We start from the raw sequence: 22983 nt of genomic DNA on the forward strand, positions 1-22983 counted from the left end.
CACTTGAAACGGCCGGCTTGCTACCGTTCAGAACGGCGCGTTGTCCTTCGCATGCGACAGCAGCAACGCAGGCGGCGCGAAGCGTTCGCCATACCGGCTGCACAACTGCTCCGCACGCTCGACAAACTTCTTCACGCCGACGTGATTCACGAACTGGACCGCGCCGCCGGTCCATCCCGGGAAGCCGATGCCGAAGATCGATCCGATATTCGCATCGCGCGTCGATTCCAGCACCTTCTCCTCCAGGCAGCGGATGGTCTCGATGCTCTGGATATACAACAGTCGGTCGCGCACATCCTCGTACGGAATCGACGCATCCTTGCTGCCGAACAACTGGTGCAGCTGCGGCCAGAGGAATTTCTTCCCGCCGTTCACCGACGGATCTTTGGGATACTCGTAGAAACCCGCGCCCGTCGCCTTGCCGCCGCGCTTGAACTCGTTCACCATGCGCTCCACGATCGCAGTCGCCGGATGCTCGACGAAGGGCTTGCCTTCCGCCGCGTAGTCAGCGCGCATCTGGCTCGTCACGTGCAGTGACAGCGTCAGCAAGACTTCGTCCTGCACGGCGAGCGGACCGACCGGCATGCCCACCGACAGCGCCGCATTCTCGATCAGCGCTGGCGGCAGGCCTTCGCCCAGCATCGCGATGCCCTCATTGACGAAGGTCGCAAACACGCGGCTGGTGAAGAAGCCGCGCGAATCATTCACCACGATCGGCAGCTTGCCGATCTGCTGCACATAGTCATAGGCGCGCGCCAGCGTTTCTTCCGAGGTCTTCGCGCCTCGTATGATTTCCACCAGCTGCATCTTGTCGACCGGTGAGAAGAAATGCAGGCCGATGAAGCGCGATGCATCCGGGAAGGCCTGCGCCAGTCCGGTGATCGGCAGCGTCGAGGTGTTGGATGCCATGATGCCGCCCGGCGCGAGATATTGCGCGGCTTCGCGTGTCACCTCGGCCTTCAGCTCGCGTTTCTCGAACACCGCTTCGATAATCAAATCGCAACCCGACAGGTCGGCAGCGCTCGCAGTCGGCTGGATCAGCTGCAGCGTTTCAGCCGCCTTGGCCTCCGTCGCGCGGCCCTGGCGCACGCGCTTTTCCAGCAGGCGCGCGCTGTAGGACTTGCCTTTCTGCGCTTGCTCGACGCTCACGTCCTTCAGCACGCAGGGCACGCCCTTGATGGCATTCGCCCAGGCGATGCCGGCGCCCATCATGCCCGCGCCCAGGATGCCCACCTTGCTTGCTTTCCATTTCGGCACCTCGCGCGGGCGGCTCTTGCCTGCGCTGATTTCCTGCATCTGGAAGAAGAAGGTGCCGATCATGTTCTTGGCCACCTGTCCCGTCGCCAGCTTCGTGAAATAGCGGCCTTCGATGACGAGCGCGTTGTCGAAATCGACCTGCGCGCCTTCGACCATCGCGCACAGGATTGCCTCCGGTGCCGGATAATTGCCGCGCGTCTTCTCTCGGAGCATGGCCGGTGCGACCATCTGCATCGGCATCAGCTTCGGCGTGTTGGGTGCGCCGCCCGGCAGCTTGTAGCCTTCGCCGTCCCACGGCTGCTTCGCATCAGGATGCGCGAGGATCCAGGCGCGTGCCTGCGCCATCAAGTCATCCTTGTCCTTCGCCAGCGCATGCACGAAGCCTTTCGACAGCGCTTCCTGCGGTGCGATACGCTTGCCTTCGACGAGATAGGGCATGGCTTCCTGCAGGCCGAGCAGGCGTACCGTGCGCACCACGCCGCCCGCGCCGGGCAGCAGACCGAGCGTCACTTCCGGAAAGCCGAACTGGATGCGGGCGTTGTCGAGGCTGATACGGTGATGGCAGGCGAGCGCGAGCTCTAGCCCGCCGCCCAGCGCGCTGCCGTTCAGCGCGGCGACGACGGGACGTCCGAGCTTTTCAAGGCGGCGCAAGACGGCCTTGATGCCTTCGACCATGCGGAAGCATTCCTCCGCCTTGTCGGCGGGAATTGCGATCAGCTCCTTCAGATCGCCGCCCGCGAAGAACGTCTCCTTGCCTGACGTGACGATCACACCCTTGATCGCGTCGCGTTCCTTCTCCAGCCGCGCCACCGTGTCGGCGAGCGCCTGCTGGAAGGCGGCGTTCATGGTGTTGACGGGTTGCCCCGGCATGTCGATGGTGAGGGTGACGATGCCGTCGGCCATTTGCCATTGGATGCTCATGCGAATTCTCCTTATACCCGTTCGACGATGGTGGCGATGCCCATGCCGCCGCCCACGCACAATGTGATCAACCCGCGCCGCAAATTGCGCGCTTCCAGCTCATCGATCAGGTTGCCGAGCAACATGCATCCGGTTGCGCCCAGCGGATGGCCGAGCGCGATCGCGCCGCCATTGACGTTGATTTTCTCTTCAGGCACATCGAGGTCTTTCATGAAGCGCATTACCACGGCGGCAAAGGCTTCGTTGACCTCGAACAGGTCGATGTCCCTGATGCCCAGCCCGGCCTTCTCCAGCGCCTTGCGGGAGGCGGGGGCGGGGCCGGTCAGCATGATGGTGGGGTCGGTGCCGGTCACTGCCGCGGCGACGATGCGCGCGCGTGGCGTCAGACCGAGGCGCTTGCCGATGACTTCGTTGCCGATCAATGCCAGCGCCGCGCCATCGACGATGCCGGAGGAATTGCCTGCGGTATGCACATGGTTGATGCGCTCGACCTGCGGATACTTGCGGATGGCGACGCTGTCGAAGCCCATCTTGCCGGGCGACTCGAAGGAAGGCTTGAGCCCGGCCAGCGTCTCCATGGTTGTCTGCGGCTTGATGAATTCATCCTCGGCCAGCACCACAATGCCGTTCTGGTCGCGCACGGGATGCACGGACCTGAACCGGCCCGCCGCACGTGCGGCCGCAGCCTTCTGCTGCGAGCGCATGGCGAAGGCATCCACGTCTTCGCGCGAGAAGCCTTCCAGCGTGGCGATCAGGTCCGCCCCGATGCCTTGCGGCAGGAAATCCGTCTCGAAGCTCGTTTCCGGATCAGCCGCCCACGCACCACCGTCGGAGCCCATCGGCACGCGTGACATCGACTCCAAGCCGCCGGCCACGACCAGTTCTTCCCAGCCGGAACGCACCTTTTGTGCGGCGAGATTGACGGCTTCCAGCCCCGATGCGCAGAAACGGTTCAGCTGCACGCCCGCGGCCTTCCAGTCCCAGCCAGCGGCCAGTGCAGCGGTCTTCGCAATGCAGGCGCCCTGGTCGGCGACCGGCGTAACGCAACCGAGCACGACGTCGTCAACAAGGGCGGTATCGAGTTGATGGGCGCGCTGCAGTTCGTGCATCAGGCCGGACAGCAGGCTGACAGGCTTGACGGAATGCAGGCTCCCGTCTTTCTTCCCTTTTCCGCGCGGCGTGCGGATGGCATCGTAAATAAAGGCATCAGTCACGGTTGTCTCCTTGACGGTAATTCGCCCATCATAGGACGCTGTATTTTGCAAAGCAACTGCTTGGTTGGTGGATGCCCTCTAATTCCGTGCGGCATGATGGGCTGCGACGGCCGCTATAATTGTGGCCATCATCATGTCCAAACACACCCCATCTTCGCCGCGCCCGAGGCGCGCGCCCCGCAAACGTCCCCTTGTCACGATCAGTGAGGACGAGGGTAATCGCCGCGCCGATCTCATCCGCGTGTCGGCCCGGCTGTTCCGCGAGAAAGGTTTCGACGGTACCACGGTGCGCGATATCGCGGATGCCGTCGGCATGCGCTCGGGGAGCCCGTTCTATCATTTCAAGAGCAAGCAGGACATCCTCGCCGCGGTGATGGAGGAGGGGCTCGTCGCCGGCCTGCAAGACACTGAACGGATCGCCGCCAGCGATCTGCCGCCGCGCGAGAAATTCCGCGCGCTGGTGCGTTCGCATCTCGAAACGGTGCTCGCCGAGGGGCACGACTTCATCCCCGTACTGCTGCACGAATGGCGCGCACTCAGTCCCGAACATCAGGCCCGCATCATCGACCTGAAGGACCGCTACGACGCGCGCTGGCAGCAGGCTCTGGCCGAGTTGAAAAAGGCCGGCCTCGTCAAGTCGGACAGCAAGGTGGTGCGCCTGCTGATGCTCGGCGCCGTCAACTTCACGATCCAGTGGTACAAGCCGGGAAAGGGCCTGAGCATCGACCAGCTGGCCGATCAGGCGGTGGAATTCTTCCTGGGCGGGCTGGGCTAGGCTGTCCGATCAGGACACAGAAGTTCTTGTCCACGGAAAACACGAAAAACACGGAAAAGATTTTGTGTTTTTCGTGTTTTCCGTGGACAGCAAAAAAACGCTCATCGCAGCATGGCTGTGCGCCAAGCCCCACCGAGCAAATTCATCGGTATAAACAGATCATTCCGGTGACTTCATCGCCACCGCACGCAGGCAGAACGCCTGAATCGAGTGTACCAAGGCATTTTCCTCGATCACTGGCTGATGGCCTTCCTGCCACATCAGCGGCCCGACCAGTGCTTCGGCGATCACGCCGACCAGCGCCGCAGCGCTGATGGACGCGTCCTGCGCGGGGAAGTCGCCCGACCGGATGCCGTCTTCCACCAGTTGCCGGAAAATCTCCGCATAGGCGTGGCGATAACGCAGGCGTTCCGCATCCACCAAGGCATCGACCGGTTCGGCGATCAAGGCGAAGGCCAGGCGGCGCGCGCGGATCGCGCGCTTGGAGAAGGCAAGGATCGTATTGAGCAGCCGCTGCGCAGGCGGCCCTTCGCGCAAGGCTGTCTGGCGCACTACGTCCACTTCCTTTTGCGTCGCGAGGCGGAAGATCTCGGCGCAGAGCTCCGCCTTCGAGCTGAAGTGCATGTAGACGGCGCCTGTCGCCACCCCTGCGCGCTGCGCGATGGCGCTGATGGTCACCGCGCCGAATCCGCCTTCCGACACGATATGTACGCCCGCATCCAGGATGCGTTGTCGCTGCGCCGCCTTGCGCGCTTCGGTCTTCTCGGTCGGCCGGTAAGCCATGGAACGATTCCTTTACGTCTTTTGGCGGCCAGTGTAACCGAGGCAATCTTGCACGGACAAGCGTCGTCCGCCAGTGGGTTGACATGTCGCGTTCCGCATGCTTAACTTGAAGCTAATAGTATGAATTTGAATTCATACTTTCAATTTGGAAATATTTTCGGCGCTCGCGGTGAGTGAAGTCATGGCCGCCGCGCCTGTCGCAGCACCTATTCTGTGGAGCGGTCCAATGAACGACATTCAATTCAAGACTTCCTACCTTGCCGAAACCCACGAAGTCCAAAACCAGCCGCAACCGCTGCAGGACTACAACGTCTACCTGCAGGACCTCGCCCTGCGCGAAGCCGTCGCCCGTGAAGACGGCGCATGGGCAGAAGGCGAACTGCAAGGTTTCGGTGTGCTGGCCGGTTCGCAGGAAATGATCGAACTTGGTTTCCAGGCCAACGAAAACAAGCCGGTGCTCCACACGCATGACCGCTACGGCCGGCGGGTCGACGAGGTACGCTTCCACCCTGCGTATCACCGCCTGATGCAAGTCTCGATCGAGCACGGCCTGCATTCCTCGCACTGGACCCATCCGCGGCCCGGCGCCCAAGTCGCGCGCGCCGCGAAGTTCTACATGCAAAGCCAGGTTGAAGCGGCGCATTGCTGCCCGATCACCATGACGTCCGCCGCGATCCCCGCCTTGCGCCTCCAACCCGATGTTGCCGCCCAATGGGAGCCGAAGATCCTCGCGCGTCACTATGACCACCGCAACGTTCCGACGAACGACAAGATGGGTGTCACCATCGGCATGGCGATGACGGAAAAGCAGGGCGGTTCCGACGTGCGTGCCAACACCACGCGCGCCTATCCGCTCGGCGCGCAAGGTCCCGGCCAGGCGTATGAACTGGTCGGGCACAAGTACTTTGTGTCTGCGCCCATGTGCGATGCCTTCCTCGTTCTCGCGCAGGCGCCGGGCGGGCTGTCCTGCTTCCTGCTGCCGCGCTGGCGTCCGGACGGCAGCAAGAACGCACTGCAGATCCAGCGCCTGAAGAACAAGATGGGCAACGTCGCCAACGCATCGAGCGAAACCGAGCTGCGCGGCGCCTGGGCGGTGATGGTCGGAGAGGAAGGGCGCGGCGTCGCCACCATCCTCAAGATGGTGTCCATGACGCGCTTCGACTGCATGATCGGCTCCTCCGGCGGCATGCGTCAGGCGGCTGTCCAGGCCTTGCACCACTGCGCGCACCGTTCCGCCTTCGGCAAGCTCCTGTCGCAGCAACCGCTGATGCAGAACGTGCTGGCGGACCTCGTCATCGAGACCGAGGCAGCGCTTGCCATGACCATGCGCGTCGCCGGTGCCCTCGACCGCAGCGTGGACAGCCAATCGGAACGCCTGCTCGTGCGCGTCGGCACCGCCGTTGGCAAGTACTGGATCTGCAAGCGCACACCCGGCCATGCGTACGAAGCGATGGAATGCATCGGCGGCAGCGGCGTGATGGAGGACAGCATCATGCCGCGCCTGCTCCGCGAATCGCCGGTGAATTCGATCTGGGAAGGCAGTGGCAACGTGCAATGCCTCGACATGCTGCGCGCAATGGGCAAGAGCCCTGAATCCGTCGATGCCTTCATGGCCGAAGTGAGCCGCGCGGCTGGCGCCGACAAGCGCCTCGATCAGTACATCGCGCAGATGCAGGCTGAGTTCGCCGATCTGGCCGACATCGAGTACCGCGCCCGGCGCGTGGTGGAGAAGATGGCGCTTGCGCTGCAGGGATCGCTGCTGGTGCGGCACGGCGACCCGGCGGTGGCCGACGCTTTCTGCGCTTCGCGGCTGTCAGGCGGAAGCACCGGGTTTGTCTATGGGGGATTGCCGCGCGGGGTGGATTGCGGCGCGATCATCAGACGCGCCCTGCCGATGGCCGCGTAGGCCCTGCTGGGCCTGAACCTCATCCCCGCGGGGCGGCCAGCTGCCTTCGCGGGGACGAGGCAAGAAAAATAGCGCTGATTGAAGGGTATCCTGACCCTTCAGCGCCTTCTATCCGTCCGGCGAAAGCCACGGCGGGTGCGCGCATGTGTCTCGAAGGTCTGGCCTTGTGACGAATCAAATGGTCTAATCATGCATAGACGGTATATGAATTATCGCATGCAGGTCATTCTTCAACAGGGGCATAGGACCATTTACATGACCGACAACAGCAAACCGGAGACAAGAATCATGGCGGACCTTGCAGACATGTCGCCTGCATATTTCGGCATGGTCATGGCAACTGGCATCGTTTCGCTCGCCTCCTACCTGCTCGACTATCCGCGCATCGCGCACGCACTGTTCGGGTTCAATATTGCAGCCTATGCCATCCTGTGGGTATTGACCGTGCTGCGCGCAGTGCGCTTCCCCCGGCGCTTCTTCGGCGACATGGTCGACCACCTGCGCGGTCCCGGTTTTTTCACGACCGTGGCAGCGACAAACATCCTCGGCAGCCAGTTCGTGGTGCTTGCTGCCGACTATCGCACCGGCAGCATCCTGTGGGGCGTGGCCATCCTGCTCTGGATCGCGCTGACCTATACCATCTTCACCGGCATCACCATCAAGGAACACAAGCCGACGCTGGATCGCGGCATTAGCGGCGGCTGGCTGCTGGCAGTGGTGGCCTCGCAATCCATCGCCGTCCTCGGCGCGCTGCTGGCCGCACATGTCGATCAGCCTTACCGGCTTGAAATCAACTTCCTTGCGCTCTCGATGTGGCTGTGGGGCGGCATGCTGTACATCTGGATGATGTCGCTCATCTTCTATCGCTACACCCTGTTTCCGTTTTCACCCGGCGACCTGTCGCCGCCATACTGGATCAACATGGGCGCCATGGCGATCTCCACGCTTGCCGGTTCGCTGCTGATCATCAATGCGCCGGATGCACCGTACCTGCTTTCGCTGCTTCCCTTCATCAAGGGCTTCACGGTCTTCTACTGGGCGACGGGCACCTGGTGGATACCGATGCTGCTCATTCTCGGTTTCTGGCGCTATGTGTCAAGGCGCTTTCCGCTCACCTACGACCCGCTGTACTGGGGCGCCGTCTTCCCGCTGGGGATGTATGCCGCATCCACCAGGCGCATGATTGACGCGATGGAATTCGGCTTCCTCCAGTTCCTGCCGCGTGTCTTTCTTTATATCGCCATGTTCATGTGGGCCATTACCCTGATCGGGCTGGTGTTCGACCTGCTGCAACGTGTCGGCATCCTCGGCAAGGAGAAGGCACGCGCCTGACGCGCCGGCGATGGCGGTTCAAATGAAAAAGAGCCCGCGTTTGCGGGCTCTTTAACGTACATCTTGGCTACTTTTTTGCGTATGACGTGCCGGAATGATCAGGCAAAGTTCTTCGCCACGAAATCCCAGTTCACCAGGTTCCAGAATGCCTCGACGAACTTCGGACGTGCGTTGCGGTAGTCGATGTAGTAAGCGTGTTCCCACACGTCGCAGGTGAGCAGCGGCTTGTCGCCGGTCGTCAGCGGCGTGGCGGCGTTCGAGGTGTTGACGATGTCCACCGAACCGTCGGCCTTCTTCACCAGCCAGGTCCAGCCGGAACCGAAGTTGCCGACAGCGGACTTGTTGAATGCTTCCTTGAACTTGTCGAGGGAACCCCACTTCGCATTGATGGCATCGCCCAGCGCGCCGGCCGGAGCGCCGCCGCCGTTCGGCTTCATGCAGTTCCAGAAGAAGGTATGGTTCCAGACCTGCGCCGAATTGTTGAACACGCCACCGGACGACTTCTTGATGATGTCTTCGAGCGAGGCGTTTTCGAACTCGGTACCCTTGATCAGGTTGTTCAGGTTTGTGACGTATGCCTGATGGTGCTTGCCGTAATGGTATTCCAGGGTTTCCTTCGACATGTGCGGCTGAAGTGCGTCCATCGGGTAGGGTAGCGGGGGCAGGGTATGTTCCATGATGCTTCCTTTCTAGTTTTAAGGTTGATGTTGTTCTTGAAAGACCTCAATTGTATGTCGGATGCGGATTACCTGCATGCGGCGGGTTATTGATGCATTGCCAAACCAGTGCAAAAACCTCTTTGTTGCTTTTATGGCGGTAAGTGCCGCCAATTTTGTCTATCGCCGGACAACTTGCTTCGGCAGCGGAAAAATTCATTCCAGCATCGGCTGTACGCTCGCGATCCCGACCTCGGCTCCGCCTTCCGCCAGCCTGACGGTGACAGTCTGTCGCGGATGTAGGTCTTTGGGCGCGCGGATGATCCTTCCTTTGCTGTCAATGATCATCGCGTAGCCGCGTTCCAGTGTACGTTCGGGGTTCAGCAACTCCAGCTGCGCGCCAAGCGCCGCAAGCGACTGTCGGCGTTGGGCGGCCTGCGTTGCCATGCGCGTGCCGATGCGTCGCATGATTTCATGAAGTAATGCCCGCTCCCGCGCCGTCTTCGGCAACTGCGTCGCGAGCCGCGTCTGCAAGTGCATCAGTTTGTAGCGGGCCTGGCTGAGCGGCATGCGCGTGGCATGTGCAAGGCGGGTCTGCAGGCCGTGCAGCTTCAGGCGTTCATGGGCGATGTAGGCGGCAGGGCTTACCAGCCGGTGCGACAGCCAGTCCAGTGTCTGGGTTGCCTCGGCAACCCAGCGTCGAAATGCGCGGGTAATGTCGTCGGCATGCGCGCCGAGCGTGGCAAGCCAATCGGCGCGCGGCGCGGCGGCCATTTCAGCGGCTGCAGTTGGCGTCGGCGCGCGCAGATCGGCGGCGAAATCGGCAATCGTGAAGTCGGTTTCATGGCCAACGCCCGAGATGACCGGCATCGAACAGGCGGCAATCGCGCGCGCCACGCCCTCGTCGTTGAACGACCACAAGTCTTCGATGCTGCCGCCGCCCCGGCACACCAGCAGCACATCGCATTCCGCGCGCGCCGATGCCGTGTTGATGGCATGCGCAATTTTCTGCGCCGCGCCTTCTCCCTGGACCGGCGTCGGATACAGGATCACGCGGACGTGGGGGGCGCGTCGCTGCAGGGTACTCAGGATGTCACGCAGGGCGGCCGCCTGCGGGCTGGTGACGATGCCGACCGTCCTGGCAAACAGGGCCAGCGGCCGTTTGCGCATCGGGTCGAACAGGCCTTCTGACTCCAGCTTCTCCTTCAACCTGAGGAAGGCTTCAAACAGGTTTCCCGTTCCCGAGCGCCGGATGGCTTCGACATTCAGCTGGTAGTCCCCGCGTGGCGCATACAGCGTCACCAGTGCGCGCACCTCGACCTTGTCACCCTCGCGCGGAATGAAACCGGCGTATTGGGCACGGCCACGAAACATTACCGCGCGCACCTGCGCACTGTCGTCCTTGAGGGTGAAATACCAATGCCCTGATGCCGCCTTGGTGAAATTGGAAATCTCGCCGGAAACCCACGCCAGCGGGAAATTTCTTTCCAGCATCCGCGCCACGGCGTGGTTCAGGGAGGAAACCGTCAGTACGGGCGGCGTCAAATCTGGAGTTTCGAGCGGACTTCTAAGATTCATGCGGTCTTCCAAGGAAAAACCTTTCCACAGGCGCGCCAATTGGACATCGTTTTGTCATAATTGGTTACAAACAATATCGTACTCTAGTAAGTGCTTGATTTTGCTTGAAAAACTGAATTTCCATGATTTCTTTATGGAAATCAAAAACCTTTTGGAATCAAACACTTTTAGTTGCGCAGGGTAATTACTCACAAAGTTATCCACAGGGCTTGTGAAGAACTTTTTCCCCGGTATTGTAGCGAGATGGCCTTGCCCGCAAAGGCTCAACACGATACATTCTGCATCCGACTGATTTCAACTCGAGGAGCCCCTTTTGCTCGCCATTATCCAAGCTGCCGGCTGGCCGATCTGGCCGTTGTTGATCGCATCCGTCATCGGACTGGCGTTGATCATCGAGAGGATATTGTACCTTCGCCGTAGCCGCATCCTTCCGTCAAACCTGCTGGATGAAGTCATTCGTGTTTATCACAACGGCAAGATCAGTTCGGAAATCATTTCCAACCTGGAACAGAATTCGCCGCTCGGCCGCGTGCTGGCTGCCGGCCTGCGCAATGTGAACGCGCCGCGCGATGTCATGAAGGAATCCATCGAAGAAGCCGGGCGCGGCGCCGCGCACGAACTGGAACGTTTCCTGACCACCCTCGGCACGATCGCCACCCTGGCGCCGCTCATGGGCCTGTTTGGCACCGTTGTCGGCATGATCGAGATCTTCGGTGCGCAAAATGCGGTCGGCGCCAATCCAGCCGAACTGGCGCACGGTATTTCAACGGCGCTGTACAACACCGGATTCGGCCTGGCGATTGCGATGCCTTCGCTTGTGTTCTACCGCCATTTCCGCGCGCTGGTCGACAGCTTCATCGTCGACATGGAACAGCAGGCAGTGAAGTTTGTCGACACCGTGCATGGCACCCGCAAGTAAGGCGACACCATGAACTTCCGCAAAGGCCAGGGACGCGAAGATCCGGAAATCAACCTGATTCCCTTCATCGACGTACTGCTGGTGATCCTGATCTTCCTGATGATCACCACCACCTACAGCAAATTCACCGCCTTGCAGATTACCCTGCCCACGGCCGATGCCGAGAAGGCCATCGAGCAGCCGCAGGAAATCAACGTGGGTGTCGATGCGCAGGGCCATTATGCCGTTGACAATTCGCCTGTCGCCGCGCATGACGCCGCAGCCCTCGCCGAAGAGCTGAAGAACGCCGTCGGCGCCAAGGCGCAGTCGCGCAATGGTCCGGTTGTCATCATCAATGCGGATGCGATGGCGACGCACCAGTCAGTCATCAATGTGCTCGAGGCGGCGCGACTGGCCGGACTTGACAAGGTCACCTTTGCCGCACAAACCAGCGGCAAGAAATGACTCGGCGCATGGCCACTGCGCTGCCCCGCTCCTGGATGCGGCGCGGCTTGCTGGCCAGTGCGTTGTTCCCCGTTTCCCTGTTGTTCCGCTTTCTGGTTGCCATTCGACGCACGCTCTATCAGGCTGGCGCACTGAAAAGCGTGCGTCTCTCCGTTCCCGTCATCATCGTTGGCAACATCTTCGTCGGCGGCACAGGCAAGACGCCGTTCACTATCTGGCTGGTCGACCAGATGCGGCGTGCCGGCTATGTGCCCGGCGTCGTGTCGCGCGGCTACGGTGCGCGTAACCGCCAGCCGGTCGAGGTCACTGCAGTCTCGACACCAGCCGATGTCGGCGACGAGCCGGTGCTGATAGCACACCACGCCGGATGCCCGGTGATGGTAGGGCGTGATCGTGTCGCGGCGGCGCAGACCATGCTGGCCGCGCATCCTGAAGTGAACCTGATCATTTCCGACGACGGCTTGCAGCATTACGCCCTAGAGCGCGACGTCGAGATCATCATCAGCGACGATCGCGGCCATGGCAACGGCTGGATGCTGCCAGCCGGCCCCTTGCGCGAGCCGGCCTCGCGCCCGCGGGACTTTACCATCGTCAATACGGTGCGCCAGCCGGCGCACGGTGCTGGCTGGTTCCCCATGCAGATTGCCGGCGATACTGCCGAACGTCTCTCGAACCGCTCGCAGTCGATCGCGCTGAACGCAATACGCTCACAGCGCATCGTCGCTGCGGCCGGCATCGGCAATCCTTCCCGGTTTTTCGCCATGCTGCGCAGTGCCGGTTTGACGATAGAGGAACTGCCATTGCCCGACCACTACGACTTTGCCGACAATCCATTTGCGCGTGTATCCGCAGATATCATCCTGATCACCGAGAAGGATGCAGTAAAATGTACGCAAATCGATACGATAAAGAACGACCCGCGCCTTTGGGTCGTGCCTGTGACAGCGCGCCTCGACCGCGCGCTGGCTGAACGAATAGTGGAGAAATGTCGTGGACGCCCGACTGCTTGATATCCTGGTCTGCCCGCTGTGCAAGGGGCCGCTTGAATACGATAAGAATGCGCAGGAACTGATCTGCAATCCGGACAAGCTCGCGTTCCCGATCCGGGACGGCATTCCGATCATGTGGGCCGACCAGGCGCGCGACCTCACCGCGCCACCTGCTCCGACTTCCGCCGCCTGAAAAATTCCACGCCCTGCGCCGTGCTGCGGCGCACGCCCGGCAGCAATCAGAGAAGCCGATGTCTTTCACCGTCATCATTCCCGCGCGACTTGCATCGACGCGTCTTCCTAACAAGCCGCTGGCCGACATCGGCGGCAAGCCGATGGTGGTTCGCGTTGCGGAACGCGCTGCCGAGTCGGGCGCGTCGCAAGTGGTAGTTGCAACCGATCATGCCGATATTGTGAACGCTTGCCGCCAGTACGGCGTGGAGGCGCGCATGACGCGCGCGGATCATCCTTCCGGCACCGACCGCATCGCCGAAGTGGCTGCAGCACTCGGGCTCGGCGCTGGCGATGTTGTTGTCAACGTCCAGGGCGACGAGCCATTGATTGCGCCCTCGCTGATCGCCGCCGCCGCCGGGCTCATCACTGACCAGGTGCCGATGGCGACCGCTGCGCATCCGATCTACGAGCTTGCGGACATTTTCAACCCCAACGTGGTCAAGGTGGTGCTCGACAAGGCGGGCAGGGCGCTCTATTTTTCGCGCGCTACCATACCCTGGCATCGTGATGCCTTCGCCAGGTCGAGGGAGAGCGTTCCGGACGGGTACCGACCATTGCGGCACATAGGGCTTTACGCCTACAGCAACGCCTTCCTGCAGGCCTATCCCGCGCTTGAGCAGTCGCCGCTCGAACAGATCGAGGCGCTCGAACAGTTGCGCGTGCTCTGGCATGGCTATTCCATTGCAGTCCATGTCACGCCGGATGCCCCCGCAGCGGGTGTGGACACGGCGGAGGATCTGGCGCGGGTGCGGCAGTACTTCGATCAAGGAATTTCGAAGAAATCGGGCGGGTAACTGCCGAAACGGGGGAATTCTGTGGTAAGTTTCATGCAATGTTTGTGTGATAAAAAGCATGTCTTTGGGGGAAGCTAACCCCGTCACCACGAAAAAATTTAAAACCAGTCTAGGAAACTCTCATGCGCCTCATCCTCTTAGGACCGCCAGGTGCCGGTAAGGGCACGCAAGCAAATTACATCAAGGAAAAGTTCAACATTCCCCAGATTTCCACCGGCGACATGCTGCGAGCAGCCGTGAAGGAGGGCACTCCGCTGGGTCTGGCTGCCAAGAAGGTCATGGATGCGGGCGGACTTGTCTCGGATGACATCATCATCGGCCTGGTGAAGGATCGCCTGAAGCAGCCTGACTGCGCGAACGGCTATCTGTTCGACGGTTTTCCGCGCACCATTCCGCAGGCGGATGCCATGAAGGAAGCCGGTGTCGCGATCGACTACGTGCTGGAAATCGACGTGCCCGATGAAGCGATCATCGAGCGCATGAGCGGCCGTCGCGTGCACCAGTCGTCCGGACGTACTTACCACGTCAAGTTCAACCCTCCGAAGGTTGCAGGCAAGGATGACGTCACTGGTGAAGAACTGATCCAGCGCGATGACGACAAGGAAGAAACAGTGAGGAAGCGCCTTGCTGTCTATCACGAGCAGACGGAAGTGCTGGTCGACTACTACAACAAGTGGGCGAAGTCCGGACAGCCCGGAGCGCCGAAGTACAGGAAGATTGCCGGCGTCGGCCCGGTCGAAACGATCCGGGACAAGGCCTTCGCTGCACTGGCTGATTAGACGAAAGCAAAAGCGGACCTCATGTCCGCTTTTTTTATATCCGCATTTTTTTACAGGACTAATCAAGGTCAAGTTTCAAAACCCGAGCAGTTGTTTTTTCTCCCGGTTGAAAATGCGTTATGCAAGAATACTGGGAATGTTGTAACGGAAAAGTTTAGCAGTGCGCAGTAGTCGCAGGACGACGACAGCAGATACCGATCTGTACCAGCAGGCATATGCCGTCGCCGTCCTCCGGAATGTGTCGTTGTTTTAATCTTGGTGTGAACAACATGGAGGAAACAGTATGGCAACAGGTTTGTGGATTGCCGTAGTCTGCGGTGTATTGGCCGTCATCTACGGATTGGTGTCCCGGAGCTGGATCTTGAGTCAGGATGCCGGCAACGCCCGCATGCAGGAAATCGCGGCGGCGGTGCAGCAGGGCGCAGGTGCGTATCTCGCGCGACAATACAAGACCATTGCAATGGTCGGTGTCGTGCTCGCGATCCTCATCGGCGTTTTCCTCGACGGAACAACCGCAGCCGGCTTCGTGGTCGGCGCCATACTGTCCGGCGCATGCGGGTTCATCGGCATGAATGTGTCGGTGCGCGCCAACGTCCGCACTGCGCAGGCCGCTACTCACGGCATCGGCCCGGCACTTGCCGTTGCGTTCCGTGGCGGTGCGATCACCGGTATGCTGGTGGTCGGCCTCGGCCTGCTTGGCGTGAGCCTGTTCTTCTGGTACATCACCGGAGGCAAGGCGGTCGATGCGGTCACCCTCAAGCCTCTGCTGGGTCTCGCATTCGGTTCTTCGCTGATTTCGATCTTCGCGCGTCTTGGCGGCGGTATCTTCACCAAGGGCGCTGACGTCGGCGCCGACCTGGTGGGCAAGGTGGAGGCCGGCATTCCGGAAGATGATCCGCGCAATCCCGCGGTGATCGCCGACAACGTGGGCGACAACGTCGGCGACTGTGCCGGCATGGCGGCCGACCTGTTCGAGTCGTACGCCGTGACGCTCGTCGCCGCGCTGATCTTGGGCAAGGAGGCGTTCGGCGAGAAGGGCCTGGTATTCCCCCTCATCATCCCGGCGATCGGCGTGGTCACCGCCGTCATCGGCATCCTGCTCGTCGCGCCGCGTCCGGGTGACCGTACCGGTATGACCGCCATCAACCGCGGCTTCTTCATCTCCGCGGCCATCTCCGCCGTGCTCGTCGCGATCGCGTCGCTGGCCTACTTGCCGGCCAGCTTCGCCGACCTGCCCGGTGCCACGGCGGGCAACTTCGGCCGGTTCGGCGGGGACCCACGAGTGATCGCGATCGTCGCGGTGCTCATCGGGCTCGTGCTGGCGGCGGCGATCCAGCTCCTGACCGGCTACTTCACCGAGACCTCGCGCAAGCCGGTCAAGGACATCGCCCGCGCCTCGCTCACCGGGCCGGCGACGAACATCCTTTCCGGCATCAGCGTCGGGCTCGAGTCGGCGGTGTACTCGGCGTTGCTCATCGGCGGCGGTGTCTACGGCGCGTACCTGCTCGGGCACGGTTCCGTCACGGTGGCGCTGTTCGCGGTCGCGCTCGCGGGCACCGGCCTGCTGACCACCGTCGGTGTCATCGTGTCGATGGACACCTTCGGCCCGGTCAGCGACAACGCCCAGGGCATCGCCGAGATGTCCGGCGAGCTGGAGGGCCCGGCGGCGCAGGTCCTCACCGACCTCGACGCGGTCGGCAACACGACCAAGGCGATCACCAAGGGCATCGCGATCGCGACCGCGGTTCTCGCCGCGACCGCGCTGTTCGGCTCGTTCACCGACACCGTCGGCAGGGCGCTGCGGGACGCCGGGCTCAACCCCGACAACGCCCGCACTCTCAACATCGGCATCCCCGACGCGCTCGTCGGCCTCGTCATCGGCGCGGCCGTGGTGTTCCTGTTCTCCGGCCTGGCGATCAACGCGGTGGGCCGGGCGGCCGGGCGGGTGGTCTTCGAGGTGCGGGAGCAGTTCCGCACCAAGCCGGGGATCATGGACGGCAGCGAGAAGCCCGACTACGGCGCCGTCGTCGACATCTGCACCAAGGACTCGCTGCGGGAGCTGATCACGCCGGGCACGCTCGCCGTGCTCGCGCCGATCGCGGTGGGCTTCGGCCTGGGCTACCCCCCGCTCGGGGCGTACCTCGGCGGCGCGATCGCCGGCGGCGTGCTCATGGCCGTCTTCCTGGCCAACTCCGGCGGCGCGTGGGACAACGCCAAGAAGCTCGTCGAGGACGGCAACTACGGCGGCAAGGGCTCCGACGTCCACGCCGCCACGGTGATCGGCGACACGGTCGGCGACCCGTTCAAGGACACCGCCGGCCCCGCAATCAACCCGCTGATCAAGGTCATGAACCTCGTCAGCCTCCTCATCGCGCCCTCCGTCGTGAAGTACTCGGTCGGCGCCGACGAGAACAAGCCGCTGCGGATCGCGATCGCGCTGGTCGCCGTGGCGGTCGTGACGGCAGTGATCGTCGTCTCGAAGCGGCGCAGCACGGCGATCGCCGGTCCGGAGGTGGCCGCCGCCGAGGCGGGCACCGAGCGCAAGGCCGAGGTCCCCGTCTGACCGACCGACCAGGAAGATCACCGGTGAGGTCCGTCCAGGACCTCGGGTGGACCCCACCGCGACGAGCGGGGCGAGGAGCACCGGCATGGCGCCGCCTGGAGGTGACCGGGCGGGGCTGTCCGGGCGGCGGCACGGCCACCGGCCGGCAGCGCCTCTCGCACGATCCGCCGGCCATGCCCTAGCGTGATCGCATGGCCCGGCAGTTGTCACTTCTCTCCGCGACCGTGCAGGCCCCGGCGGTCGAAGACCTGGAGGGGTTGTTGTGCGGTCCGGGCCACGTCGTCCGGCGCGGGGACGCGGCCCGGCTGTCGGTGGTCGTGCCGGGCGGCTGGCGCGTCGCGCCGCTGCTGGCCGGGCTCGTCGCGCTGGAGCTGGCCGGCGACGCCGTGGCCGTCGGCGGCCAGCGGCCGCCCTACGGCGGGGCACCGTACGGCGGCGTACCGGCCGCCGGCACCGGAATGGTGAGCGTGCGCACCGCGTTCGATCCACGGCTGGTCCCGGTCGCCGCCCGCTGGTTCGCCGGCGCCCGGCTGGTCGCCCCGGCCGGCCTCCACCTCGACGGGGGCCGGCTGCGCTGGTGGGTGCTGGCGGCGGGCCGGCCCGACCGGCTCGGCTACCGGCTGGCCGTAGGACCGAACGCCGAGCCGGTCTGGCCCGCGGTGGGCGCCGCGCTCGCCGCCGCCGGCCTGCCGGCGACGTTTCTCGGGCCCCGGGCGGACGGTCCGGCGTACCGTCTGGTCGGCGGCCGGCGGCTGGCCCGCCTCCGGGAGCTCGTCGGCGAGCCGCCCGAGGGCGTGCCGCCAGGCGCCTGGCCGGCGAGCTGAACCACCCGTCGCACCACCACGCAGCAGCCCGAACCGAGGAGAGCAGTGCCCCCGCGCACCACGTCGACCGCCGCGGACCGGACCGCGTCCCCGCCCGCGCGCGCCGGCGCGAACGGCGGCCCCGCCGCCACCGGACCCCGGCTCGTCATCGTCGAGTCGCCGGCCAAGGCGAGGACCATCGCCGGCTACCTCGGGCCGGGTTGGCTGGTCGAGTCCAGCATCGGCCACATCCGCGACCTGCCGCGCAACGCCTCCGACGTCCCCGCCAGCCACAAGGGCCAGCCGTGGGCCCGGCTCGGGGTCGACGTCGACCACGGCTTCCAGCCGCTCTACGTCGTCACGCCGGACAAGAAGCCGCAGGTCGCCAAGCTGCGCCAGCTCGTCAAGGACGCCGCCGAGCTCTACCTGGCCACCGACGAGGACCGCGAGGGGGAGGCGATCGCCTGGCACCTGCTGCAGACGCTGCGACCCAGGGTCCCGGTCAAGCGGATGGTGTTCCACGAGATCACCCCGCAGGCCATCCAGCGCGCCATCGACAACCCGCGCGACATCGACGAGCACCTCGTCGACGCCCAGGAGACGCGACGCATCCTCGACCGGCTCTACGGGTACGAGGTGAGCCCCGTCCTGTGGAAGAAGGTCATGCCGAAGCTGTCGGCGGGCCGGGTGCAAAGCGTCGCCACCCGCATCCTCGTCGAGCGGGAGCGTGCCCGGATGCGCTTCCGCAGCGCGAGCTACTGGGACGTCGAGGGGATCTTCGTCGGGGACCGCGACCCGACCCCGCTGCCCGCGACGCTGGTCGCGCTGGAGGGCCGCCGGCTGGCGACCGGCCGCGACTTCGACGACGGCGGCAGGCTCACCGGCGCCGACGTCGCCCTGCTGGACGAGGCGGCGGCACGCTCCCTCGTCGACCGGCTGGCGGACACCTCGTTCACGGTCAGGACCGTCGAGGACAAGCCGTACCGCCGCTCCCCGTACCCGCCTTTCATGACCAGCTCGCTCCAGCAGGAGGCCGGGCGCAAGCTGCGCTTCGACGCCCGGCGCACCATGCAGGTCGCGCAGCGGCTGTACGAGAACGGCTACATCACCTACATGCGCACCGACTCCACCAACCTGTCGGAGGCGGCGCTGACCGCGGCGCGGGAGCAGGCGCGCCAGCTCTACGGGCCGGAGTACGTGCCGCAGCGCCCCCGCACGTACGCCAAGAAGGTCAAGAACGCCCAGGAGGCGCACGAGGCGATCCGGCCGGCCGGCGACCACTTCCGTACGCCGGGGGAGGTCCGCCAGGGGCTGGACAACGACGGCTACCGGCTCTACGAGCTGATCTGGCAGCGTACGGTGGCCAGCCAGATGGCCGACGCCACCGGCACCAGCGCGACCGTGCGGGTGGGCGGGCGCTCCAGCGTGGGGGAGGACGTCGAACTCGGCGCGTCCGGCAAGGTGATCACGTTCCCCGGCTTCCTGCGGGCCTACGTGGAGGGCGCCGACGACCCCGACGCCGAGCTGGAGGACCGCGAGCGGCGGCTGCCGGCGGTCCGTGTCGGCGACCCGCTCACCGCGCGCGAGCTGCACCCCCGCGGCCACACCACCAGCCCGCCTCCCCGCTACACCGAGGCCAGCCTGGTCAAGACGCTGGAGGAGCTGGGGATCGGCCGCCCGTCGACGTACGCGAGCATCATCGGGACGATCCAGGACCGCGGGTACGTGTGGAAGAAGGGCGCCGCGCTGGTGCCGAGCTTCGTCGCGTTCGCGGTGGTGGCGCTGCTCGAGGACCACTTCACCCGGCTCGTCGACTACCGCTTCACCAGCGCCGTCGAGGACGACCTCGACGCGATCGCCGGCGGCGTGACGCAGTCGGTCGACTGGCTGACGCGCTTCTACTTCGGGGGCGAGGGCGGGCAGGAGAACGGCGTCGCCCGTTCCGGCGGGCTCAAGCGCATGGTCAACGAGCGGCTGGCCGACATCGACGCCCGCGAGGTCAACTCCATCCCGCTCGGCGTGGCCGCCGACGGCGAGCCGGTCGTCGTCCGCGTCGGCAGGTACGGGCCGTACGTCCAGCACGGCGCGCAGCGTGCGAGCGTCCCCGACAGCCTGCCGCCCGACGAGCTGGGCGTCGACCGCGCGATGGAGCTGCTGGCGGCCCCGAACGGCGAGCGGGTGCTGGGCACCGACCCGGCGACCGGCGCGCAGGTGATCGCCAGGATGGGGCGGTACGGCCCGTACGTCACCACGACCGAGGACCCGCCGCGCACCTCCAGCCTGCTCCGGGCGATGTCGCCGGGCACCGTCACGCTCGACGAGGCCCTGAGGCTGCTCACCCTCCCCCGCACGCTCGGCGTGGCGCCGGACGGCGAGGAGGTCACCGCCCAGAACGGTCGCTACGGTCCGTACGTGAAGAAGGGTGGGGAGTCACGTTCGCTGGAGAGCGAGGAGCAGCTCTTCACGATCACCCTGGACCAGGCGCTCGCCCTGCTCGCCCAGCCCAAGCCCCGCGGCCGCCGCACCGCCGCCGTGCCCCCGCCGCTGCGCGAGCTCGGCGAGGACCCGGCCACCGGCAGGCCGATGGTGGTACAGGAGGGCAGGTTCGGGCCGTACGTCACCGACGGCGAGACCAACGCCAGCCTCCGCAAGGGCGACGGCGTCGAGGACCTGACCGCCGAGCGGGCGGCCGACCTGCTCGCCGAGCGGCGGGCCCGCGGCCCGGTCACCCGGCGGCGGGCGCCCACCCGGGCCGCCGCGCCGCGCAAGGGCAGGAGCGCGGCGGGGTCGTCGGGCGGCCCGCGGCGGACGGGCTGAGCGGTGCCCAGCCGGGCCGGGGACGGGCACCGCCCGACGGGCGGCCCGGCGCGGCCGCCCGTGGCCAGCGTCCCCAGGCCCCCGCGCCGGCCGGTCAACCACGACAACGACGTCCGCTCGGTGCTGCGCGTCGGCCCGTTCCGCAGGCTGTGGCTGGCGCTGGCGGTGTCCAGCCTGGGTGACTGGATCGGCCTGCTCGCCACCACCGCGCTGGCCACCAGCCTGCAGAAGGGGTACTCGGCGAAGGCCTACGCGCTGGGCTCGGTGCTCGTCGTGCGGCTGCTGCCCGCGCTGCTGCTCGGCCCGGTCGCCGGCGCGGTCGCCGACCGGCTCGACCGGCGGCTGACGATGGTCGTCGCGGACGTGGTCCGCTTCGGGCTGTTCGTGTCGATCCCGGTCGTCGGCACGCTGTGGTGGCTGCTCGTCGCCTCGTTCCTCGTCGAGTGCGCGAGCCTGTTCTGGAATCCGGCGAAGGACGCGAGCGTCCCCAACCTGCTGCGCCCCGAGCAGCTCGAGGCGGGGAACACGCTCAGCCTCATCACGACCTACGGCACCGCCCCGGTCGCGGCCGGCATCTTCGCGCTGCTGTCCGCGCTCAACCGGGCACTCGCCTCCGGCATCCCGTTCTTCAGCACGAACCCCGTCGACCTCGCGCTCTACTTCGACGCGGCCACGTTCCTGGCCTCCGCGTGCGCGGTGTTCACGCTGCGCTCGATCGGCCGGGCCAGGCGCGCGGAGGCCGCGCCCCAACTGTCGTTCTGGGCATCGATCACCGAGGGCTGGCGGTTCGTCGGCGGGACCCGGCTGGTCCGCGGGCTGGTGGTCGGCATCCTCGGGGGCTTCGCGGGGGTCGGGTGCGTCGTCGCGCTGGGCCGGCTCTACGCCGGCCTGCTCAGGGGTGGCGACGCGGCGTACGGCGTGCTGTTCGGGTCGGCGTTCGTCGGGCTGGCCGGCGGGATGGCGCTGGGGCCGCGGCTGCTCGGCGGGTACAGTCGCCGCCGGCTGTTCGGGATCGCGGTCACCGGCGCGGGCGTCACCCTCATGATCGTCGCGGTGCTGCCGAACCTCGTGGTCGCCGTCGGCATGGTGGTGCTCATCGGCGCGTTCGCCGGGGTGGCCTGGGTGACCGGGTACACCCTGCTGCAGGCCGAGGTGTCCGACGACAAGCGCGGGCGCACGTTCGCGCTGGTGCAGTCGCTGGTGCGGGTCGACCTGCTGCTCGTGCTCGCCGCCGCGCCGACGCTGGTCGGCCTCATCGGCGCGCACAGCATCGTGCTGCCCAACGGGGCCCGCATCCGCGCCGACGGCGTCACGCTCGTGCTCCTCGCCGGCGGGGTGGTCGCGGTGGCCGTCGGGCTGTACGCGTTCCGGCAGATGGACGACCAGGTCGGCGTCCCGGTGCTGCCGGAGATCTGGGCGGCGGTCCGCGGCCGGCCGCTCCCCCCGCGGCACCCCGGGTTCTTCCTGGTCGTCGAGGGCGGCGAGGGCGCCGGCAAGTCGACCCAGGTGGCGCTGCTGCGGGACTGGCTGGCCGGGCTGGGCCGCGAGGTCGTGGTCACCCGCGAGCCCGGGGGCACCCCCCTCGGGGAGAAGCTGCGCGCGCTCCTGCTCGACCCCGCCGGCGGCCGGATCGGCGGCCGGGCGGAGGCCCTGCTGTACGCCGCGGACCGCGCCGAGCACGTCGAACGGGTCGTCGAGCCGGCGCTGCGGCGCGGCGCGGTGGTGCTGTCCGACCGGTACGTCGACTCCTCCCTCGCCTACCAGGGCGCGGGACGCGAGCTCGACCACGACATGATCGGGAAGCTGTCGCAGTGGGCCACCGGCGGCCTCGTCCCCGACCTCACCGTGCTGCTCGACCTGCCGGCGGAGGAGGGGCTGCGGCGCGCCCGCGGCCAGGCGGAGGGCTCGGACCGGATGGAGGCGGAGACGGTGGCGTTCCACGAGCGGGTGCGGGAAGGCTTCCTGCGGCTCGCCCGGGCCGACCCGCAGCGCTACCTGCGGGTGGACGCCGGCCAGCCGGCGGAGGAGGTGCAGCGGCGCATCCGCGCGGCACTGCCCGACGCGCTGCCGGTGCCGGTCGCGCAGGAGCGGGCGGACCGGGTGGTCGTGTGAGCGTCTGGAACGTGCTAGTCGCCCAGCCGGCCGCCGTGGCCACGCTGTCGGCCGCGGCCGAGGCGGCCACCAGAGTGCTCGGCGAGGGGCCACTGGCGGCGGCGCGG

Annotated in this window: 18 protein-coding genes; 13 read left to right on the forward strand and 5 right to left on the reverse strand. The window is 65.4% G+C overall.

Features of this window, described 5'->3' with window-relative positions; translation table 11 throughout:
* Positions 1-27: 27 nt before the first annotated feature.
* Both VJ698_RS12915 and VJ698_RS12920 read right to left on the reverse strand, forming a co-directional pair.
* Entirely contained in the window at positions 28-2178 is a 2151-nt protein-coding gene (locus tag VJ698_RS12915; protein WP_324103176.1) for a 3-hydroxyacyl-CoA dehydrogenase NAD-binding domain-containing protein, read from the reverse strand.
* A gap of 11 nt (positions 2179-2189) precedes the next feature.
* Positions 2190-3392, reverse strand: coding sequence for an acetyl-CoA C-acetyltransferase (locus VJ698_RS12920; protein ID WP_324103177.1), 1203 nt, complete (start codon positions 3390-3392; stop codon positions 2190-2192).
* Between the two features lie 133 nt (positions 3393-3525).
* Between VJ698_RS12920 and VJ698_RS12925 the strand changes: the two genes are divergently transcribed.
* The gene (locus tag VJ698_RS12925) at positions 3526-4167 is read left to right on the forward strand and encodes a TetR/AcrR family transcriptional regulator (protein WP_324103178.1); all 642 of its coding nucleotides are present in this window, start codon (positions 3526-3528) and stop codon (positions 4165-4167) included.
* A 159-nt stretch (positions 4168-4326) separates the two neighbouring features.
* Here the strand turns inward: VJ698_RS12925 and VJ698_RS12930 are convergent, their stop codons facing one another.
* Positions 4327-4950, reverse strand: a complete 624-nt coding sequence (locus VJ698_RS12930) for a TetR/AcrR family transcriptional regulator (protein ID WP_324103179.1) — start codon at positions 4948-4950, stop codon at positions 4327-4329.
* Positions 4951-5176: 226 nt separating this feature from the next.
* Between VJ698_RS12930 and VJ698_RS12935 the strand changes: the two genes are divergently transcribed.
* Both VJ698_RS12935 and VJ698_RS12940 read left to right on the forward strand, forming a co-directional pair.
* The gene (locus VJ698_RS12935) at positions 5177-6856 is read left to right on the forward strand and encodes an acyl-CoA dehydrogenase family protein (RefSeq protein WP_324103180.1); all 1680 of its coding nucleotides are present in this window, start codon (positions 5177-5179) and stop codon (positions 6854-6856) included.
* A 255-nt stretch (positions 6857-7111) separates the two neighbouring features.
* On the forward strand, positions 7112-8188 hold the full coding sequence (locus VJ698_RS12940; protein ID WP_324103181.1) for a tellurite resistance/C4-dicarboxylate transporter family protein: 1077 nt from the start codon (positions 7112-7114) through the stop codon (positions 8186-8188).
* A gap of 98 nt (positions 8189-8286) precedes the next feature.
* On the opposite strand, the gene sodB is transcribed toward VJ698_RS12940, so the two are convergent.
* On the reverse strand, positions 8287-8865 hold the full coding sequence (gene sodB / locus VJ698_RS12945) for a superoxide dismutase [Fe] (RefSeq protein WP_324103182.1): 579 nt from the start codon (positions 8863-8865) through the stop codon (positions 8287-8289).
* 195 nt (positions 8866-9060) lie between these two features.
* Positions 9061-10422, reverse strand: a complete 1362-nt coding sequence (xseA, locus tag VJ698_RS12950; RefSeq protein WP_324103183.1) for an exodeoxyribonuclease VII large subunit — start codon at positions 10420-10422, stop codon at positions 9061-9063.
* A gap of 313 nt (positions 10423-10735) precedes the next feature.
* Between xseA and VJ698_RS12955 the strand changes: the two genes are divergently transcribed.
* From VJ698_RS12955 to tmk, 10 genes are all read left to right on the forward strand, one after another.
* Positions 10736-11341: a MotA/TolQ/ExbB proton channel family protein gene (locus VJ698_RS12955; protein ID WP_324103184.1), complete on the forward strand. Its 606-nt coding sequence runs from the start codon at positions 10736-10738 to the stop codon at positions 11339-11341.
* A gap of 9 nt (positions 11342-11350) precedes the next feature.
* On the forward strand, positions 11351-11785 hold the full coding sequence (locus VJ698_RS12960) for a biopolymer transporter ExbD (RefSeq protein ID WP_324103185.1): 435 nt from the start codon (positions 11351-11353) through the stop codon (positions 11783-11785).
* A gap of 8 nt (positions 11786-11793) precedes the next feature.
* A complete protein-coding gene (lpxK, locus tag VJ698_RS12965) occupies positions 11794-12795 on the forward strand; it encodes a tetraacyldisaccharide 4'-kinase (RefSeq protein ID WP_324103186.1) in 1002 nt (333 codons plus the stop codon).
* Entirely contained in the window at positions 12776-12967 is a 192-nt protein-coding gene (locus VJ698_RS12970; RefSeq protein ID WP_324103187.1) for a Trm112 family protein, read from the forward strand. The genes lpxK and VJ698_RS12970 overlap by 20 nt, the downstream gene beginning before the upstream one ends.
* 58 nt (positions 12968-13025) lie before the next feature.
* Positions 13026-13802, forward strand: coding sequence for a 3-deoxy-manno-octulosonate cytidylyltransferase (gene kdsB / locus VJ698_RS12975; RefSeq protein ID WP_324103188.1), 777 nt, complete (start codon positions 13026-13028; stop codon positions 13800-13802).
* Between the two features lie 122 nt (positions 13803-13924).
* Positions 13925-14581 (forward strand): adenylate kinase, encoded by a 657-nt coding sequence (gene adk, locus VJ698_RS12980; protein WP_324103189.1) that lies wholly within the window; start codon positions 13925-13927, stop codon positions 14579-14581.
* 283 nt (positions 14582-14864) lie between these two features.
* On the forward strand, positions 14865-17144 hold the full coding sequence (locus VJ698_RS12985) for a sodium-translocating pyrophosphatase (RefSeq protein WP_324103190.1): 2280 nt from the start codon (positions 14865-14867) through the stop codon (positions 17142-17144).
* A 191-nt stretch (positions 17145-17335) separates the two neighbouring features.
* The gene (locus tag VJ698_RS12990; protein ID WP_324103191.1) at positions 17336-17968 is read left to right on the forward strand and encodes a hypothetical protein; all 633 of its coding nucleotides are present in this window, start codon (positions 17336-17338) and stop codon (positions 17966-17968) included.
* A 45-nt stretch (positions 17969-18013) separates the two neighbouring features.
* Positions 18014-20764: a type I DNA topoisomerase gene (gene topA / locus VJ698_RS12995; protein ID WP_324103192.1), complete on the forward strand. Its 2751-nt coding sequence runs from the start codon at positions 18014-18016 to the stop codon at positions 20762-20764.
* A 60-nt stretch (positions 20765-20824) separates the two neighbouring features.
* Complete coding sequence (tmk, locus tag VJ698_RS13000) at positions 20825-22876, forward strand: dTMP kinase (RefSeq protein WP_324103193.1); 2052 nt, start codon at positions 20825-20827, stop codon at positions 22874-22876.
* The last annotated feature ends 107 nt before the right edge of the window (positions 22877-22983 follow it).

The sequence above is a fragment of the Noviherbaspirillum sp. genome (genome assembly GCF_035254685.1).
Taxonomy (GTDB): domain Bacteria; phylum Pseudomonadota; class Gammaproteobacteria; order Burkholderiales; family Burkholderiaceae_D; genus Noviherbaspirillum.

Excerpts from the sequence above, each read along its gene's own strand:
- VJ698_RS12915 (WP_324103176.1), bottom strand. The coding sequence starts at position 2,178 with ATGAGCATCCAATGGCAAATGGCCGACGGCATCGTCACCCTCACCATC.
- VJ698_RS12925 (WP_324103178.1), top strand. The coding sequence starts at position 3,526 with ATGTCCAAACACACCCCATCTTCGCCGCGCCCGAGGCGCGCGCCCCGC.
- VJ698_RS12930 (WP_324103179.1), bottom strand. The coding sequence starts at position 4,950 with ATGGCTTACCGGCCGACCGAGAAGACCGAAGCGCGCAAGGCGGCGCAG.
- VJ698_RS12935 (WP_324103180.1), top strand. The coding sequence starts at position 5,177 with ATGAACGACATTCAATTCAAGACTTCCTACCTTGCCGAAACCCACGAA.
- VJ698_RS12940 (WP_324103181.1), top strand. The coding sequence starts at position 7,112 with ATGACCGACAACAGCAAACCGGAGACAAGAATCATGGCGGACCTTGCA.
- sodB (WP_324103182.1), bottom strand. The coding sequence starts at position 8,865 with ATGGAACATACCCTGCCCCCGCTACCCTACCCGATGGACGCACTTCAG.
- xseA (WP_324103183.1), bottom strand. The coding sequence starts at position 10,422 with ATGAATCTTAGAAGTCCGCTCGAAACTCCAGATTTGACGCCGCCCGTA.
- VJ698_RS12960 (WP_324103185.1), top strand. The coding sequence starts at position 11,351 with ATGAACTTCCGCAAAGGCCAGGGACGCGAAGATCCGGAAATCAACCTG.
- lpxK (WP_324103186.1), top strand. The coding sequence starts at position 11,794 with ATGGCCACTGCGCTGCCCCGCTCCTGGATGCGGCGCGGCTTGCTGGCC.
- kdsB (WP_324103188.1), top strand. The coding sequence starts at position 13,026 with ATGTCTTTCACCGTCATCATTCCCGCGCGACTTGCATCGACGCGTCTT.
- adk (WP_324103189.1), top strand. The coding sequence starts at position 13,925 with ATGCGCCTCATCCTCTTAGGACCGCCAGGTGCCGGTAAGGGCACGCAA.
- VJ698_RS12985 (WP_324103190.1), top strand. The coding sequence starts at position 14,865 with ATGGCAACAGGTTTGTGGATTGCCGTAGTCTGCGGTGTATTGGCCGTC.
- VJ698_RS12990 (WP_324103191.1), top strand. The coding sequence starts at position 17,336 with ATGGCCCGGCAGTTGTCACTTCTCTCCGCGACCGTGCAGGCCCCGGCG.